The following is a 16,385-nucleotide window of genomic DNA, read 5'->3' as shown; positions in this document are numbered from 1 at the left end:
CATGAACAGGATCAGGCAGGGCATCGCGAGACTATGGACGGGACCCTGGATCCCGCCCGAGCATGGCAAGATGCCGTACTTCTGGCTGCTCAGCCTTGGCTACATGGGCTGGAAGTACGCCTACGTTTCGCCCACTGCACTCGAAGCGCTCATGCTGGTGCTCACGCTCGTGGTGTTCCTGGTCCTGTATTGCGCCAGCTTCTGGACGCACGGCTGGCAGTCGGTCGGCTGCATGCTGGCGGGCTGCCTGATCGGCGCGGCCTGGGTGCGCTGGAACGTCGGCGCCGCCACCTTCTTCATCTTCGCCTGCGCGGCGGCGGCCGGGATCATGCAGCTGCGGCTGGCCATGCTGGCCATCGGCGGCGTCGTGGCCCTTGCGGTGCTCACGTCCTTCTTCATCCTGGACACGCAGATGCGCTGGCTGTTCCTGATGCCGGTCCTGACCATCAGCCTGCCGGTGGGCGTGGGCGCCGTGATGGATGCGCGCCTGCGCCGCTCGCGCCAGGCGCTGGTGCGCAAGCAGGAAGAGGTCGAGCACATCGCCACCATCGCCGAGCGCGAACGCATCTCGCGCGACCTGCACGACCTGCTCGGGCACTCCTTGTCGCTGATCGCCTTGAAGGCCGAGCTGGCGCGCAAACTCGTGCATCGCGATGCCGATGCCTGCGCGCGCGAGATCGGCGACATCGAAACCAGCGCGCGCCAGGCCTTGGCCGAAGTGCGGGCGGCTGTGAGCGGCTACCGCGAGAGCGGCCTGGCCCATGCCCTGGCCAGCGCCCGCGCCAGCCTGGCGGCGGCCGACGTCCAGCTGGACGAAAAAGTGGAGCGCTTCGCGCTCGCGCCGGCTGCCGAGAACGTGGTCGCGCTGGCGTTGCGCGAGGCGGTCACCAACGTGGTGCGACATGCGGGGGCGAGGCGTTGCAGCGTGTCGCTCGCGCTGGAACAGGGCGTTGCCGTGCTGCGCATCGCCGACGATGGGCAGGCGCGCAGCGAAGCCGATATCCGGCATGGCAACGGCTTGTCCGGCATGCGCGAGCGCGTGGCCTCGGTCGGCGGCAAGCTGGCGCTGCGCGCGCGCGCCGGGCTCGAACTCGAATTGCGCATTCCGGCGGGAGCCACGACATGATCCGCATCCTGCTGGCCGAAGACCAGAACCTCGTGCTCGGTGCCATGGCCGCGCTGCTGCGCCTGGAACCCGACTTCGCGGTCGTCGGCGCCGCCACCAACGGACGCGAAGCACTGGCGCTGTGCGAAGAGCTGGCGCCGGACGTGGTGCTGACCGACATCGAGATGCCCCAGATGACCGGGCTCGAACTGGCGGCCCAGATCAAGGAGCGCCGCCTGGGGGCGAAGGTGATCGTGGTGACCACCTTCGGCCGCAGCGGCTACCTGCGGCGCGCGCTCGAGGCTGGCGTGCGCGGCTACCTGCTCAAGGATGCGCCGGTCGATGCATTGGCCGCGGCGATCCGCGCGGTGCACGAAGGCGGGCGGGCGATCGCGCCCGAGCTGGCGCTGGAAAGCTGGAGCGGCGGGGGCGACCCGCTCACCGAGCGCGAACGCCAAGTGCTGCGCCTGGCCGGGGAAGGGCGCAGCAGCTCCGATATCGCGCGCCATGTGCATTTGTCCGAAGGGACCGTACGCAACTACCTGTCCGAGGCGATCAGCAAGCTCGGTGCGGCCAACCGGGTGGACGCCTACCGGATGGCACGCGACGCCGGCTGGCTGTAGGCATCAAGCGCGGGCGCCTTGTCTTTCTGCTTGGGCGTGTACACCAGCGGATGGGCGTGCGGATCAGGCTTGGTAGAGCATCGGCTCGCGCCGGCTCGGGCGAGCGTCGCGGGCGCGCAGGCGGCCGGCGCTTGGGCCCTGGAGTATCGGGTAGACCAGCGCCAGGCCGGTGACCAGCGTGAAGCTGAGCAGCAGGCCGCCCATCCACAGCACATTCGGGTCGTTGCCGAACCAGAGCGTGGCGACGCCGGCCAAGAAAGGCGCGCCCAGTACCATCACGCACAGGCGGCGCAGCGGGGGCGAGCGCTTGATCCGGTGTGCCGAGAAGGTGATGAAGAAGAAGGCGGAGGCCGCCAGCATCAGCATCAACGCCATGGCCAGCGCCCCGGCCAGGCGGGGCGTCACGGCGCCATTCGGGAACAGCACGGCCGGCGGCGCGACCAGAACTGCTATGCCGGCCACCAGGCAGGCAAGGCGCAGGAAGATCATCGGCCGCCTCCGGGAAGCAGCTTGGTTGGACGGTATTCATTGTTTCCTCGTGTCGGTTTGCTTGTTGCGGAAACTCAGCAATAACGAGAAGTTATCGGAAAAACTATTTTCGTGGCGCGCGACTGGGCGCGGCAGAAGTGGGGCGGGGCGGGACGGGCGGCGGCATGCGACGCCGCCCGGAGTCGTTCAACTGCTGCTTACTGCTCGCGGACCCAGGTCTGCGAACGGCCGAACATCGGCGCGCCGATGTAGCCGCGCACTTCCAGCTTGCTGCCGTTGTCCTTCAGCTGCGCCTTGCTCTTGTAGGTCTTGCCCTTGGCCGGATCCATGATCTCGCCGCCGGTGTACTCGTTGCCGTCTTTCTTCAGGCCAGACAGGATGGTCATGCCGATCAGCGGCTGGTCCTTGCGCGCGCCATCGCAGGCGGTGCATTTCGGGTTCTGGTCCTGGTCCGCAGGGCGGAACAGCTTCTCGATCTTGCCGGTCAGGACGCCGCCCTCCTCGGTGATCCGCACCAGCGACTTCGGCTTGCCGGTTTCGTCGTCGATCGTTTTCCACGTGCCCGCCGGCGAGGCGTTTTGCGCCATTGCAGGCATGGCGAACATCATGGCAATCAGGCTTGCCCCAATCAGTTGTCGCATTGTCAGTCTCCATTGTTGTTGTCAGGCGGGGTCAGTGTAGCAAACTGTGTTGACGCCGGGGTGATCTGGAACCTGAAGAACCATTCCAATCACCGTGGCCGCCCGCCCTATGAAAACAAAAAAACGCGGCCACCAGGGCCGCGTTCTCAGGAAGCGCAACAGCTTACGCCGCCAGCTTGCCCAACTGCTCCCGCATCTTGTCCAGCGTCGCCGAGAAGTTCGCCACGCGTTCCTTCTCCTGCGCCACCACCGCGGCCGGGGCGCGGGCGACGAAGCTTTCGCTCGAGAGCTTGGCCGTCGCCTTGGTGATCTCGCCTTCGATGCGCGCGATCTCCTTCGACAGGCGCTCGCGTTCGGCGGCGACGTCGATCTCGACCTTCAGCATCAGCTTGGTGGTGCCGACGACCGACACCGCGGCCGGCGATTCCGGCAGGGCGTCGACGATTTGCACTTCGGCCAGCTTGCACAGCGACTGGACATAGGGCGCGAAGCTCGCCAGGGCTGCCCGTTCGGCACCGGCTCCCGGCTCGACGATCAGCGGCACGCGTACCGAGGGCGAGAGCTTCATCTCGCCGCGCAGGTTGCGGGTGGCATTGGTGAGGTCCTTGAGCTGGGCCATCCAGCCTTCGGCCGCTTCGCTGATCAGGGATTCGTCGGCGATCGGGTAGGGCTGCATCATGATGCTGTCGCCCGTTTTCCCGGCCAGCGGCGCGATCGCCTGCCACAGCGCTTCGGTCACGAACGGGATGATCGGATGCGCCAGGCGAAGGATCACTTCGAGTACGCGCAGCAGGGTGTGGCGGGTGGCGCGCTGCTGCGCTTCGGTGCCTTGCTGGACCGAGACCTTGGCCACTTCCAGGTACCAGTCGCAGTACTCGTCCCAGACGAACTTGTAGATGGTGCTGGCGATGTTGTCGAAGCGGTAGTCGGCGAAGCCCTTGGCCACGTCGAGCTCGGCGCGGTTCATCAGCGAGATGATCCAGCGGTCGGCCTGAGACAGGTCTTCCGGGTTCGGCTGGCCGCAGTCCTTGCCTTCGGTATTCATCATCACGAAGCGCGTCGCATTCCACATCTTGTTGCAGAAGTTGCGGTAGCCTTCGCAGCGGCCGAGGTCGAAGTTGATGTTGCGGCCCAGCGAAGCGTAGCTGGCCATCGTGAAGCGCACGGCGTCGGTGCCGAAGGCCGGGATCCCGTTCGGGAATTCCTTGCGGGTGGCCTTGGCGATTTTCTCCGAAGCCCGCGGGTCCATCAGGCCGGTGGTGCGCTTGGCGACCAACTCTTCGATGCCGATGCCGTCGATCAGGTCGATCGGGTCGAGCGTATTGCCCTTCGATTTCGACATCTTCTGGCCCTGCGAGTCGCGCACCAGGCCGTGCACGTACACGGTCTCGAACGGTACCTTGCCGGTGAAGTGGGTCGTCATCATCACCATGCGGGCAACCCAGAAGAAGATGATGTCGAAGCCCGTCACCAGCACGGACGAAGGCAGGAACATCGACATGTCCTTCGTCTGCTCGGGCCAGCCCATGGTCGAGAAGGGGACCAGGGCCGACGAGAACCAGGTATCCAGGACGTCGTCGTCGCGGCGCAGCGGGCCGTTGACGCCGGCGGCTTTGGCCTTGGCTTGCGCTTCTTCTTCGGTGCGCGCGACCACGATCTGGCCGTCTTCCGCGTACCAGGCCGGGATGCGGTGGCCCCACCACAGCTGGCGCGAGATGCACCAGTCCTGGATGTTGCCCAGCCACTGGTTGTAGGTGGTGGTCCAGTTCTCGGGCACGAACTTGATCTCGCCGCTGGCGACTTTTTCCATTGCCACTTCGGTGATCGACTTGCCCGGATTGAAAGTGCCTTCCGGCGCCGGCTTGCTCATGGCGACGAACCACTGGTCGGTCAGCATCGGCTCGATGACGACGCCGGTGCGGTCGCCGCGCGGCACCATCAGCTTGTGCGGCTTGACCTGCTCCAGCAGGCCTTGCGCCTCCAGGTCGGAGACGATCTGCTTGCGCGCGGCGAAGCGGTCCATGCCCTGGTACTGGGCCGGGGCGTTCTCGTTGATCTTGGCGTCGAGCGTCATGATCGTGATCGGCGCGAGGTTGGCGCGCTGGCCGACCGCGTAGTCGTTGAAATCGTGGGCCGGCGTGATCTTCACGCAGCCGGTGCCGAATTCCTTGTCGACATAGCTGTCGGCGATCACCGGGATCTGGCGGCCGGTCAGTGGCAGGGTAAGCATCTTGCCGTGCAAGTGGGTATAGCGCTCGTCGGTCGGATCGACCGCCACGGCGACGTCGCCCAGCATGGTTTCAGGACGCGTGGTGGCCACCGTCAGGTGGCCGGAGCCGTCGGCAAGCGGGTACTGGATGTACCACATCGAGCCGTCCTCTTCCTGCGAATCGACTTCCAGGTCCGACACCGCGGTGCCCAGCACCGGGTCCCAGTTGACCAGGCGCTTGCCGCGGTAGATCAGGCCCTGCTCGTACAGGCGCACGAAGACTTCCGAGACGACCTTCGAACGGGTTTCGTCCATCGTGAAGTATTCGCGCTGCCAGTCGGGCGAGGTGCCCATGCGGCGCATCTGGCCGGTGATGGTATTGCCCGACTTTTCCTTCCACTCCCAGACCTTCTCGACGAAGGCGTCGCGGCCCAGGTCGTGGCGCGAGATCTTCTGCGCGTCGAGCTGGCGCTCGACCACGATCTGGGTGGCGATGCCGGCGTGGTCGGTGCCCGGGATCCAGGCGGTGTTATGGCCGCGCATGCGGTAGTAGCGGGTCAGGCCGTCCATGACAGTCTGGTTGAAGGCGTGGCCCATGTGCAGCGTGCCGGTCACGTTTGGCGGCGGCAGCTGGATGCTGAACGACGGCTTGCCGTCCTCCATGGTGGCGGTGAAGTAACCGCGCTTTTCCCACTCGGCGCGCCAATGTTGTTCAATGTCGGCGGGCTCGAAAGACTTGGCTAATTCCATAATGTGCGGGCGATTGAATTTGAGAAAAAAACCATTATAGGTCACCTTCCAGCGCCCGCCTATTCCCGGCAGCGGCGCAGCCCGGGAGCCTGCCGCGCCGGCCAGTCCGCCTTCCGACGGCATGTCATTTTGTAACCAGTAAGTCTTTGATCCAGCTCACATGGGCTGTCAAATCGTCTCCGATCAATACGGACTCGACAAATCGCTTTCCCCCGACCCCGGTCAAAAAGGGATATTCATACTAAAAGGGAAGGGGAAGCCTGTAGTCGCATAAGCTTCCGGCCGGATACCGGGCCTCGCAGCCCATTGTCGCGCCGGACACGAATGGTCGTGATGGAGACGAATATGTCGCAACCTGATCCAACCGGCGTGGAGTCCGTCGCCGCCGAGCGGCAGACGGAGAATGCCGTCAGCCAGCTCACCTACGAAGAAATATCCGGCCCCGGTAATGGCGAGCTGGGCCTGGCCGCCAATCCAGTCATTTCCGCACGGTGCGGATCGAGACCGACAGCGTGTCCGACGTCGTGCCGCCCCTGTTCACCAGTTATCACACCGGCACCCTGCCGTCCGGCGGCAGTGGATGGGTCACAGGTGCTGTCGAAGATCCTGACCGTGCGCGTGCGTTATCCGGTGAGCGAAGACGACGACAACCTGGCGGAACTGTTCATGGGCGACGGCCAGGGGGCGCTGCTGGGCCGAGCGCGGCGAGGGAAATCGCGCCATCCGAGACGCCGTTCGTCGACGCCAGCCTGGTCGAGGGCAGGCTCGAGTTGCAGGCGCTGCCCGGGGAGACGCCGATGCTGTAGAACCCGGCCCATCCCGGGCCGGGGGGTGTGGCTTGTAAGTACAAGTTTGCCTGGGCTATAATCCGCCCGTTGCCGAAACGGCAGCACACGCTAGGGGTCCTGCGCATGCATATTGCTGCATGCGCGGGTGAGAAATACCCTCCGAACCTGATCTGGATAATGCCAGCGAAGGGAAGCAGTCGGCCAGGCGGCCGCGCGCATGCGCACAGGCGTCGCCACACCCGATGAATCCTTTGCTGGCTCCTCGCAAAGGAGCCACATGAATGCACCACTCGACGCCGCACTGAAGGCATCGCTTCCCACCCCCCATTCTTTCGATGCCGCGACCGCCACGGTCGACCGCGCGGCCATCGCGCCCTTCCCGAACTCGCGCAAGGTCTATATCGAAGGCGGCCGGCCCGACATCCGGGTGCCGATGCGCGAGATCGCGCAATCGCCCACACCTGGCAGCCTCGGCGGCGAGCCGAACCCGCCGCTGTTCGTCTACGACACCTCCGGTCCCTACACCGATCCGGCCGCCGGCATCGACCTGCGCTGCGGCCTGAAGTCGCCGCGCCTGCCGTGGATCCGCGAACGCGCCGACACCGAGGAACTGGCGGGGCCGAGCTCCGCCTACGGCCAGGCGCGGCTGCGCGACCCGGCCCTGGCTGCGCTGCGTTTTAACCTGCAGCGCAAGCCGCGCCGCGCACTGCCGGGCCGCAACGTCACGCAAATGCACTACGCGCGGCAGGGCATCATCACGCCCGAAATGGAATTCGTGGCGCTGCGCGAGAACCTGCGGCGCCGCGAATACCTGGCTTCCCTGGTGGAGTCGGGCCCGATGGGCGCGCGCACGGCCAGCCTGCTGGGGCGCCAGCATCCGGGCCAGTCCTTCGGCGCCAGCATCCCGCCGGAGATCACGCCGGAATTCGTGCGCAGCGAACTGGCGCGCGGCCGCGCCATCATCCCGGCCAACATCAACCATCCGGAGGTCGAGCCGATGATCATCGGCCGCAACTTCCTGGTGAAGATCAACGCCAACATCGGCAACTCGGCCATCACGTCTTCGATCGGCGAAGAAGTCGAGAAGATGACCTGGGCCATCCGCTGGGGCGCCGACAACGTGATGGACCTCTCGACCGGCAAGCATATCCACGAGACGCGCGAATGGATCATCCGGAATTCCCCGGTGCCGATCGGGACGGTGCCGCTCTACCAGGCGCTGGAAAAGGTGAACGGCAAGGCCGAAGACCTCACCTGGGAGATCTACCGCGACACCCTTATCGAACAGGCGGAGCAGGGCGTCGACTATTTCACCATCCACGCCGGCGTGCGCCTGGCCTATGTGCCGATGACGGCAAACCGCCTGACCGGCATCGTTTCGCGCGGCGGCTCGATCATGGCCAAGTGGTGCCTGGCCCACCACCGCGAATCCTTCCTCTACACGCATTTCGAGGACATCTGCCAGATCATGAAGGCTTATGACGTGTCGTTCAGCCTGGGCGACGGCCTGCGTCCGGGTTCGATCTTCGATGCGAACGACGAGGCCCAGCTGGCCGAACTGAAAACGCTCGGCGAACTGACGCAGATCGCTTGGCGCCACGACGTGCAGACCATGATCGAAGGCCCGGGCCACGTGCCGCTGCACCTGATCAAGGAGAACATGGACCTGCAACTCGAGCAGTGCAGCGAGGCGCCGTTCTACACGCTCGGACCGCTCACCACCGACATCGCCCCCGGCTACGACCACATCACCTCGGGCATCGGCGCGGCCACCATCGGCTGGTACGGCACCGCCATGCTGTGCTACGTCACGCCCAAGGAGCATCTCGGCCTGCCCGACAAGGCCGACGTCAAGGAGGGCATCATCACCTACAAGATCGCGGCCCACGCCGCCGACCTGGCCAAGGGCCATCCGGGCGCGCAGATGCGCGACAACGCGCTGTCGAAAGCACGCTTCGAATTCCGCTGGGACGACCAGTTCAACCTGGGTCTCGACCCCGACAAGGCGCGCGCCTTCCATGACGAGACCCTGCCCAAGGAGTCGAGCAAGGTTGCCCATTTCTGCTCGATGTGCGGGCCGCATTTCTGCTCGATGAAGATCACCCAGGAAGTGCGCGCCAACGCGGCGCCCAATGGCGTTGGCGAGCAGGCCGCGCTGGCGCAAGGGTTGCAGGAAAAGGCGATCGAATTCGTGAAGGGCGGCGCTCGTCTGTACCGGGAGGCGGGATGACACGGATCGAATTGAACGGCGCACCTTTCCATGTGCCGGCGGGGCAGTCGCTGCAGGAGCTGGCCGGCGAACTTGGGCTGGCGGGGCAGGCGGTGGCGGTGGCGGTCAACCGCGAAGTGGTGCCGCGCGAAGCGTGGGCGGAACGGCGCTTGCGGGCCAGCGACAAAGTAGACATTGTGCGCGCCATCGGCGGCGGTTGATCAACGGGTTTCGCAGGGTGGGCTGGAGGACCCGCCACCCTGCAAGAAAGGACAACAATGAACGAAGATTTCCTCACCATCGCCGGCCGCCAATTCTCTTCACGCCTGCTGGTCGGCAGCGGCAAATACCGCGACCTGGCCCAGACCCGCGAAGCCACGCTGGCAGCGGGCGCCGAGATCGTCACGGTGGCCATCCGCCGCGTGAACATCGGTCAGGACCGCAAGGCTCCGAACCTGCTCGACGTCCTGCCACTTGGCGAATTCACCATCCTGCCCAACACCGCCGGCTGCTACACCGCGAAAGACGCCGTCTACACACTGCAGATGGCGCGTGAGCTGCTGGGCGGGCGCAAACTGGTCAAGCTCGAAGTGCTGGGCGACCCGGCTACCTTGTTCCCGCACATGCCGGAAACCTTGAAAGCCGCCGAAACGCTGGTGCGCGACGGCTTCGACGTGATGGTCTATTGCAGCGACGATCCGGTGCAGGCCCGCATCCTGCAGGAGATCGGCTGCGTCGCGGTGATGCCGCTGGCCTCGCTGATCGGTTCGGGCATGGGCATCCTGAACCCGTGGAACCTGGGGCTGATCGTCGAGCAGGCCACGGTGCCGGTGCTGGTCGATGCCGGCGTCGGCACCGCCTCGGATGCGGCCATCGCGATGGAACTGGGCTGCGACGGCGTGTTGATGAACAGCGCGATCGCCGCTGCGCGCGACCCGGTGCGGATGGCGCGCGCGATGCGCCATGCCGTGATCGCCGGCCGCGAAGCGCACCTGGCAGGGCGCATGCCGAAGCGCTTTGCCGCGGCGCCATCCTCCCCGGTCGAAGGGTTGGTCGCCTGATGGTGCCCACCGTGCTGGTGTTCGCCGGGCTCGATCCCGGCGGCGGGGCCGGGCTGGCGGCGGACATCGCCGCCATCGGCGCGCTCGGGGCCCATGCGCTGCCGGTAGCGACGGCCCTCACGGTGCAGGACAACAACCGCGTACACGAGGTGCAGCCGGTCGATACAGGCTTCATGCTGCGCCAGGCCGATGCGCTGATCGACACCTGCAGCATCGACGCGGTGAAGATCGGCATCCCGGGCAGCCGCGAGAACGCCGCAGCGATCGCCACGCTGCTGCACCGGCTCCGCCTCGCCGACCCGAGCCTGCCGGTGGTGCTCGACCCGGTGCTGGGGAGCGGCCATGGCGACTTGCTGGGCCGGGACAATGCCGTGGACGCCCTGGCCGAGCTGCTGCTGCTTGCGACCGTGCTGGTGCCGAACCTGCCGGAAGCGCTGGCCCTCGGGGCGTTTGATGCCATGCCCTGCGAGCACGTGTTCGTCACCGGCGGCCATGGTGACGGCGACATCATCCTGAACCGCTGGCTGCGCGGCGGCGTCGAAGAGCGGGTATGGCGCCTGCCACGCCTGCCGCATACCTACCACGGCAGCGGCTGCACCCTGGCCGCCGCCATCGGCGCCCGGCTGGCGCTGGGGGACCCCGTCGGGCAGGCGCTCGAACGCGCGCAGGACTACTGCCACCAGACCCTGGCCCATGCCTTCTGGATCGCCCCGGGCCAGCGTATCCCGCGCCGCATCCTCCACACCCACTGAAAGACCGCATTGAACACCCACACCCTGCAAGGACTTTACCTGGTCACCCCCGACTGGCCTGATACCGACCGCCTGCTGGCCCTCACCGAGACCGCGATCAAAGCCGGCGCCGCACTGCTGCAGTACCGGAACAAGAGCGCCAGCCCCGCGCTGCGGGCGGAGCAGGGCGCCGCCCTGCTGGCGCTGTGCCGCCACCATGGCCGTGCGCTCGTGATCAACGACCATGTCGACCTGTGCCGCGATCTCGGCGCCGACGGCGTGCACCTGGGAGGCACGGACGTATCGGTGGCCGAGGCGCGCGCCCGGCTCGGTCCCTGCGCGATCATCGGCGCGTCCTGCTATGGCGAACTGAAACTGGCCGAGGCGGCCCAGCAGAGCGGCGCCAGCTATGTGGCCTTCGGCGGTTTTTATCCCTCGCCAGTGAAGAAGTACAGCTTCGTGACGCCGCCGCAGCTGGTCGACGTCTGGCGCGACCGCGTCGCCCTGCCGATGGCGGTCATCGGCGGCATGACGCCGCAAAATGCTGCGCCGCTGGTCAAGCGCGGCGCAGCCATGGTGGCGGCCATCACCAGCGTGTACGCAGCCGACGACCCGGCAGCGGCCGTGCGTACATTCTGCGCGATATTCGATTCCGCATGAAAGATAGTTGCTCGCTTGTCTAGCGAGCCGCCGTCTTGGGGCCGGTAACGTTACAATGTCATAACGTTATTCTGAAAATAATAAAATGACTAAACCGCAAGGCAATCAGAACGGGGTGGCTGCCCTCACCCTAGGTGCGATTGGCGTCGTCTACGGCGATATCGGAACCAGTCCCCTATACACCCTCAAGGAGGTGTTCGCACCTGCCCATGGCATCGCGGTGACGCCCGCAAATGTCATCGGCGTCATCTCGCTGATCCTCTGGTGCCTCATCATTGTGATCTCGCTGAAATACGTGACGCTGGTGTTAAGGGCGGATAACCATGGCGAGGGCGGCATCATGGCCCTCACCGCACTGGCGCTGAAATCGGTGACCCAGAATTCGCGCTTCTACTATCCCGTGATGCTGCTCGGGATGATCGGTGCGGGCCTGTTCTTTGGGGACGGGATCATCACGCCGGCGATTACCGTCCTGTCCTCGGTCGAAGGCATCGAGGTCGCGACCCCGGCGTTCAAGCCGTATGTGATTCCCTTGACCCTGACCGTGCTGGCGGTCCTGTACTGGGCCCAGCACCGGGGGACAGGCGGGATCGGCAAATGGTTCGGCCCGATCGTCCTCGTCTGGTTCACCACGCTCGCGGCGATGGGGGTGGTGAATATCCTCGAAGATCCGCAGATCCTGGCCGCGCTCAATCCCCTGCATGCGGTGCAATTCCTGTTACACAACGGGTGGTTCGCGTTCGTCGCGCTGGGCGCCGTGGTGCTGGCGCTAACGGGGGCGGAAGCACTGTATGCGGATATGGGCCACTTCGGCCGCAAGCCGGTACGCCTTGCATGGTTTTCGGTTGTCTTTCCTGCCCTCGCGCTAAATTACCTCGGACAAGGGGCGGTGCTGATCTCCAATCCTGCAGCAGCGTCCAACCCGTTCTTCAACCAGCTCGGCGCGTGGAGCATCTATCCCCTGGTGGCTCTGTCGACCGTGGCCGCCGTCGTCGCGTCCCAGGCAACCATCTCGGGTGCGTTCTCGGTCGCCCAGCAGGCGATTTCACTGGGCTTCCTGCCGCGCATGCGCATCGTCCAGACGTCACACCAGGAGAAAGGACAAATCTATATCCCGCTGGTGAACTGGCTGCAGTTTGGCGCCGTGGTCTTCGCCGTGGTCGCGTTCGGGTCGTCGACCAACCTGGCTTCGGCGTATGGCATTGCGGCCACGGCCACCATGTTGACGACGACACTGCTCACCTTCTTCGTCGTCCGCTACGGATGGAATTATTCTTCGGTGATTGCCGCATCGGCCACGCTGTTTTTCCTGGTCTTCGACGTGACCCTGTTCGCGTCGACCAGCCTCAAGATCGTGAGCGGCGGCTGGTTCACGTTGTTGATCAGCTTGTTAATGGTGACCATCATGCTCACCTGGCGCAAAGGGCGGGAGCTGGTGTTCGAAAACGTCAAACGGCACCTGCTGCCGCTGCAGGAATTCCTCGAAAGCCTGTTCGCTTCGCCACCGCATCGCGTGCCGGGAACGGCCATTTATTTCCGCGCCGAGGGTGACGGCGTGCCGCATGCAATGCTGCATAACCTGCTGCATAACAAAGTCTTGCATGAACGCGTCGTTTTCCTGACCGTGCAGGCGACCGATATCCCGACCGTTCCACCGGGAGAGCGTCTTGAAGTCGCAGAGCTCGGACACAATTGCTACCAGCTAAACCTGTCCTACGGCTTCACCGATCCGCGTGACGTTCCCGCTGACCTGGAAAACGCAGCAGGCCTGGGTTTGCGCTTCGACCCCATGAGCACGTCGTATTTCATCGCCCGGCAGACGGTCATTGCGACACCGGGGAAAGGCATGGCGCTTTGGCGCGAAAACCTGTACGCCATGATGGCGAGAAACGCGAGGGATGCGGCCGATTACTTCGGGCTTCCGGCAAACCGTGTCATCGAACTCGGGACGCAGATCGAGATCTGACCGGGCAGTATTCAGAACCCACCCCCGCGCACGGCGTGGGGGATGTCGCGTCCATGGTCAGCACCCGCGCCGCGGGGGCAGCGGAGTGATCTGCGCGCTCTCCCTGCCGTACCAGCCCTACAATCGCGGCATTCCAATTCCGTGTCGACCACGCTCCCATGTCCCTCCTGATCCATACCAGCCGCCATCCCTCCGCCGTCCTGTTGCTTGTGCAGCTGCTCGGGATGTTGCTGTACCCGTTCATCGAGGGCGAGCCGGCAGGGCATGGCGCCCTGAATGTCTTCGGCGTCGTGGTGCTGGCGCTGACGATCCGCATGGTGCGGCGCACGCCTGGTGAAACCTGGATCAGCGTGGCGCTGGCGGTGCCGATCATCGTGTTGCTGGCGCTGCAAACGGTATTCGGCATGCGCGGCGCGTTGCTGCCCTGGTCCTCGGCACTGGAAGCGCTGTTCTATTTCTATGCCGCCGGCAGCCTGATCGCCTACATGATGGGCGACCGCCAGGCCACCACCGACGAGCTGTTCGCCGCCGGCGCCACCTTCACCCTGCTGGCCTGGGGCTTCACCCATCTCTACCTGATGGTGCAGGAACTGCATCCCGGCAGCTTCGCGGGCGCGGTGAACGTCGGGGCGCCGCGTTCGTGGACCGAACTGAATTACCTGAGCTTTGCGCTGCTGTCGAGCACCGGGATCGGCGATGTGATCCCGCTGACCGTGCACGCGCGGGCGTTGTGCAGCATCGAGATGCTGGTCGGCGTGATGTACATAGCGGCCGTGGTGGCGCGCCTGATCGGCTTCACGACCCAGGGCAAGGTGCACCGGCGCCATCCGAACGAGGCGCCCGAGCCCTGGGAAAAAGATTGATCAGCCTTCTGGCGCCGGCCCGGGTTCCGCCGGCGCCGCCTCGCTTGCCGGCCGCGCGCGTGGCGCCGGCTTGCGCGTCAGGGTCCCCGAGCAGGTGAACTTGAAGCCGTGAAGTTGGCGGCGCTCGATTCGGGATGGATCTGCGGCCTTTCGCGCGCGGCGCGGCCGACGAGGATCGAGCCGTCGCCGTCGATGCTCACGCAGGAGGGCGTCAGCACCTCGCCCAGGCTGTTGGGAATGAGGCGCTGGCGCATTGACCGCGCCCCGCCCGCCATGCGATATTGCCTTTCTTGCCACTTGAACGGAAGCCCATCGCATGCGTCTCTATGTCACCGCCCTTGTCCTCGCACTGGCCAGCGCCGGCTGCGCCCAAGTCCCGACGCATGCCGACATCGTGCCCGGGGCGCTGCGCAGCCACGTCTCCTTCCTGGCGTCCGACCTGCTGGAAGGCCGCGGCACGCCGTCGCGCGGCCAGGACCTGGCGGCCGAGTACATTGCGGCCCAGTTCCGCGGGGCGGGCCTGGAGCCGGCCGGCGACGACGGCTATTTCCAGACCGCGAACTGGCAGTACGCCGAGCGCAAGCCTGACGATGTCACGCTGACGGTGACGGCCGCCGGCACGGCGATCACGGTGCCCGCGGGCGGCGCGACCGGCAGCTTCCTCGACCCGGTGGCGCTGGCCGCCACCCCGGCCGTGTTCATGGCCTGGAAGGATGCGCTCGACAACAGCGAGGCCGCCAACGGCAAGGTGCTGGTGGTGCCGGCCGCGCCGCTGCCGGGCGCCGCCCGTATCCTGCACGAAAAGCTCAAGGGCACACCGGCGCTGGTCATCATGATCGACCGCGAGAAGCGCCATGGCGCCGGCACCGGGGGCTGGCTGGTCGATCCCGAGCAGGCGCTAGTTAAGGGCGGGCCGCCGGTGCTGGTGCTGCACGCGCCGGATGCCGCCGCTGCACTGGAAAAGGGCGGTGCGTTGGTGGCCGCGCGCGTGGCGGCAGCGGCGGTGCGCCCGGTCAAGCTGCGCAACGTGGTGGGCGTGCTGCGCGGATCGGATCCGGCGCTGAAAAACACCTACGTGCTGCTCACCGCGCACCACGACCACGTGGGCATGCGCAACGGCGAGGTCTTCAACGGCGCCAACGACGATGCCAGCGGCGTGGTGTCGGTCATCGAGGTGGCACGCAGCCTGGCCGCGCAGAAGGAACGTCCGCGCCGCAGCATCGTCTTCATGACCTATTTCGGCGAAGAGCTCGGGATGCTGGGCTCGAAATACTATGCGCGCCACCCGGTGTTCCCGCTGAAGGACAGCGTGGCCAACCTGAACCTGGAGCAGACCGGCCGCACCGACGACAGCGAAGGCGCGCAAGTCAACACGCTCGCGATGACGGGCTTCGATTTCTCGACCGTCGGCGAGATGCTGCGCACGCCCGCCGAGCAGGCCGGCATCCGCCTGTGGAAGCATGCGTCCTTCAGCGACCAGTTCTTCGGCCGGGCCGACAACCAGTCGCTGGCCGACGCCGGCGTGCCGGCGCACACGCTGTCGGTGGCCTATGGCTTCTCGGACTACCACGGCAAGGACGATACCTGGGACAAGCTCGATTACGACAACATGGCGCGCGTGACCCGCATGCTCGCGCTGGGCACGGCCGCCATCGCGAACAACCCGCAGCGCCCGCAATGGACCGCGGCGCCGAAGGCGGCGGCTTTTGCCGCCAAGGGCCAGGCATTGAAGGCCGCGCCGTGACCCTACCCGCGGAGCCGGGCAGGGCGGGTCTCACGATCCGCAGCCTGCTGGCCGATGAATGGCAGGCCTACCGCGCGATCCGCCTGCGCGCGCTGCTGGAAGCGCCCGACGCCTTCGGCAGCACGCTGGCGCGCGAGACAGCGCTGGCGCCGGAGACCTGGACGGCGCGGGTGGCGAACGCCGCGGTCTCCGGCATCGACTGCCCGCTGGTGGCCGTGGCGGAGGGCGAATTCGCCGCCCTGGCCTGGGCCAAGGTGGATGCCGACGATGCCGCCATGGTCAACCTGTTCCAGATGTGGGTGGCGCCCGAGTGGCGCGGGCAAGGCATGGCCGCCGCGCTGCTGCGGCAGGCAATCGCCTGGGCCGGCGCGCGCGGCGCGCACGCCCTGCAGCTGGGCGTGAACTGCGCGAACGAGGCGGCCGTCGCGCTGTATGTGCGCCACGGGTTCGAGGCGGTCGGCGCGCCGTACCCGATGCGCGAAGGGACGGCGCTGCTCGAACAGACCATGCGGCTGAAGCTGAAGCGGTAAGCGCCGGCGGGATACC

Annotated in this window: 15 protein-coding genes and 1 riboswitch; of the genes, 11 read left to right on the top strand and 4 right to left on the bottom strand. The window is 66.2% G+C overall.

Annotated elements, in window-relative coordinates; all coding sequences use genetic code 11:
* The first annotated feature begins 1 nt into the window (after nt 1).
* The gene (locus AC56K1_RS11910) at nt 2-1,126 is read left to right on the top strand and encodes a sensor histidine kinase (protein ID WP_497158046.1); all 1,125 of its coding nucleotides are present in this window, start codon (nt 2-4) and stop codon (nt 1,124-1,126) included.
* Nucleotides 1,123-1,728: a response regulator transcription factor gene (locus AC56K1_RS11905; RefSeq protein ID WP_497158045.1), complete on the top strand. Its 606-nt coding sequence runs from the start codon at nt 1,123-1,125 to the stop codon at nt 1,726-1,728. The genes AC56K1_RS11910 and AC56K1_RS11905 overlap by 4 nt, the downstream gene beginning before the upstream one ends.
* Nucleotides 1,729-1,791: 63 nt before the next feature.
* Here the strand turns inward: AC56K1_RS11905 and AC56K1_RS11900 are convergent, their stop codons facing one another.
* From AC56K1_RS11900 to AC56K1_RS11890, 3 genes are all read right to left on the bottom strand, one after another.
* Nucleotides 1,792-2,217 (bottom strand): hypothetical protein, encoded by a 426-nt coding sequence (locus tag AC56K1_RS11900; RefSeq protein ID WP_497158044.1) that lies wholly within the window; start codon nt 2,215-2,217, stop codon nt 1,792-1,794.
* 197 nt (nt 2,218-2,414) lie between these two features.
* Nucleotides 2,415-2,858 (bottom strand): DUF2147 domain-containing protein, encoded by a 444-nt coding sequence (locus AC56K1_RS11895; RefSeq protein ID WP_497158043.1) that lies wholly within the window; start codon nt 2,856-2,858, stop codon nt 2,415-2,417.
* A 163-nt stretch (nt 2,859-3,021) separates the two neighbouring features.
* Nucleotides 3,022-5,817: a valine--tRNA ligase gene (locus AC56K1_RS11890; protein ID WP_497158042.1), complete on the bottom strand. Its 2,796-nt coding sequence runs from the start codon at nt 5,815-5,817 to the stop codon at nt 3,022-3,024.
* Nucleotides 5,818-6,705: 888 nt separating this feature from the next.
* A riboswitch (TPP riboswitch) is annotated at nt 6,706-6,814 on the top strand.
* 68 nt (nt 6,815-6,882) lie between these two features.
* On the opposite strand from AC56K1_RS11890, the gene thiC reads away from it, so the two are divergent.
* From thiC to AC56K1_RS11855, 7 genes are all read left to right on the top strand, one after another.
* A complete protein-coding gene (thiC, locus tag AC56K1_RS11885; protein ID WP_497158041.1) occupies nt 6,883-8,835 on the top strand; it encodes a phosphomethylpyrimidine synthase ThiC in 1,953 nt (650 codons plus the stop codon).
* The gene (gene thiS / locus AC56K1_RS11880) at nt 8,832-9,035 is read left to right on the top strand and encodes a sulfur carrier protein ThiS (RefSeq protein ID WP_497158040.1); all 204 of its coding nucleotides are present in this window, start codon (nt 8,832-8,834) and stop codon (nt 9,033-9,035) included. Before thiC ends, thiS begins: the two co-directional genes overlap by 4 nt.
* Before the next feature lie 57 nt (nt 9,036-9,092).
* A complete protein-coding gene (locus AC56K1_RS11875) occupies nt 9,093-9,875 on the top strand; it encodes a thiazole synthase (protein ID WP_497158039.1) in 783 nt (260 codons plus the stop codon).
* Nucleotides 9,875-10,627, top strand: a complete 753-nt coding sequence (locus AC56K1_RS11870; RefSeq protein WP_497158038.1) for a hydroxymethylpyrimidine/phosphomethylpyrimidine kinase — start codon at nt 9,875-9,877, stop codon at nt 10,625-10,627. The genes AC56K1_RS11875 and AC56K1_RS11870 overlap by 1 nt, the downstream gene beginning before the upstream one ends.
* Before the next feature lie 24 nt (nt 10,628-10,651).
* The gene (thiE, locus tag AC56K1_RS11865) at nt 10,652-11,266 is read left to right on the top strand and encodes a thiamine phosphate synthase (protein ID WP_497158064.1); all 615 of its coding nucleotides are present in this window, start codon (nt 10,652-10,654) and stop codon (nt 11,264-11,266) included.
* Nucleotides 11,267-11,351: 85 nt separating this feature from the next.
* The gene (locus AC56K1_RS11860; protein WP_497158037.1) at nt 11,352-13,232 is read left to right on the top strand and encodes a potassium transporter Kup; all 1,881 of its coding nucleotides are present in this window, start codon (nt 11,352-11,354) and stop codon (nt 13,230-13,232) included.
* A gap of 158 nt (nt 13,233-13,390) precedes the next feature.
* Nucleotides 13,391-14,095: an ion channel gene (locus AC56K1_RS11855; protein ID WP_497158036.1), complete on the top strand. Its 705-nt coding sequence runs from the start codon at nt 13,391-13,393 to the stop codon at nt 14,093-14,095.
* A gap of 77 nt (nt 14,096-14,172) precedes the next feature.
* On the opposite strand, the gene AC56K1_RS11850 is transcribed toward AC56K1_RS11855, so the two are convergent.
* Nucleotides 14,173-14,349: a hypothetical protein gene (locus AC56K1_RS11850; RefSeq protein ID WP_497158065.1), complete on the bottom strand. Its 177-nt coding sequence runs from the start codon at nt 14,347-14,349 to the stop codon at nt 14,173-14,175.
* Between the two features lie 62 nt (nt 14,350-14,411).
* Here AC56K1_RS11850 and AC56K1_RS11845 point away from each other — a divergent pair, with 62 nt between their 5' ends.
* Together AC56K1_RS11845 and AC56K1_RS11840 are read left to right on the top strand one after the other, a co-directional pair.
* A complete protein-coding gene (locus AC56K1_RS11845) occupies nt 14,412-15,839 on the top strand; it encodes a M28 family metallopeptidase (RefSeq protein ID WP_497158035.1) in 1,428 nt (475 codons plus the stop codon).
* Nucleotides 15,836-16,369 (top strand): GNAT family N-acetyltransferase, encoded by a 534-nt coding sequence (locus AC56K1_RS11840; protein WP_497158034.1) that lies wholly within the window; start codon nt 15,836-15,838, stop codon nt 16,367-16,369. Before AC56K1_RS11845 ends, AC56K1_RS11840 begins: the two co-directional genes overlap by 4 nt.
* The last annotated feature ends 16 nt before the right edge of the window (nt 16,370-16,385 follow it).

Source organism: Telluria sp. ZB4P37 (assembly GCF_059685855.1).
This window is presented reverse-complemented; position numbering and strand designations above follow the sequence as displayed.

Bases quoted from the DNA above. Each gene is read 5' to 3' on its own strand.
- AC56K1_RS11910 (WP_497158046.1), top strand. From the start codon at position 2: ATGAACAGGATCAGGCAGGGCATCGCGAGACTATGGACGGGACCCTGG.
- AC56K1_RS11905 (WP_497158045.1), top strand. From the start codon at position 1,123: ATGATCCGCATCCTGCTGGCCGAAGACCAGAACCTCGTGCTCGGTGCC.
- AC56K1_RS11900 (WP_497158044.1), bottom strand. From the start codon at position 2,217: ATGATCTTCCTGCGCCTTGCCTGCCTGGTGGCCGGCATAGCAGTTCTG.
- AC56K1_RS11895 (WP_497158043.1), bottom strand. From the start codon at position 2,858: ATGCGACAACTGATTGGGGCAAGCCTGATTGCCATGATGTTCGCCATG.
- AC56K1_RS11890 (WP_497158042.1), bottom strand. From the start codon at position 5,817: ATGGAATTAGCCAAGTCTTTCGAGCCCGCCGACATTGAACAACATTGG.
- thiC (WP_497158041.1), top strand. From the start codon at position 6,883: ATGAATGCACCACTCGACGCCGCACTGAAGGCATCGCTTCCCACCCCC.
- thiS (WP_497158040.1), top strand. From the start codon at position 8,832: ATGACACGGATCGAATTGAACGGCGCACCTTTCCATGTGCCGGCGGGG.
- AC56K1_RS11875 (WP_497158039.1), top strand. From the start codon at position 9,093: ATGAACGAAGATTTCCTCACCATCGCCGGCCGCCAATTCTCTTCACGC.
- AC56K1_RS11870 (WP_497158038.1), top strand. From the start codon at position 9,875: ATGGTGCCCACCGTGCTGGTGTTCGCCGGGCTCGATCCCGGCGGCGGG.
- AC56K1_RS11860 (WP_497158037.1), top strand. From the start codon at position 11,352: ATGACTAAACCGCAAGGCAATCAGAACGGGGTGGCTGCCCTCACCCTA.
- AC56K1_RS11855 (WP_497158036.1), top strand. From the start codon at position 13,391: ATGTCCCTCCTGATCCATACCAGCCGCCATCCCTCCGCCGTCCTGTTG.
- AC56K1_RS11850 (WP_497158065.1), bottom strand. From the start codon at position 14,349: ATGCGCCAGCGCCTCATTCCCAACAGCCTGGGCGAGGTGCTGACGCCC.
- AC56K1_RS11845 (WP_497158035.1), top strand. From the start codon at position 14,412: ATGCGTCTCTATGTCACCGCCCTTGTCCTCGCACTGGCCAGCGCCGGC.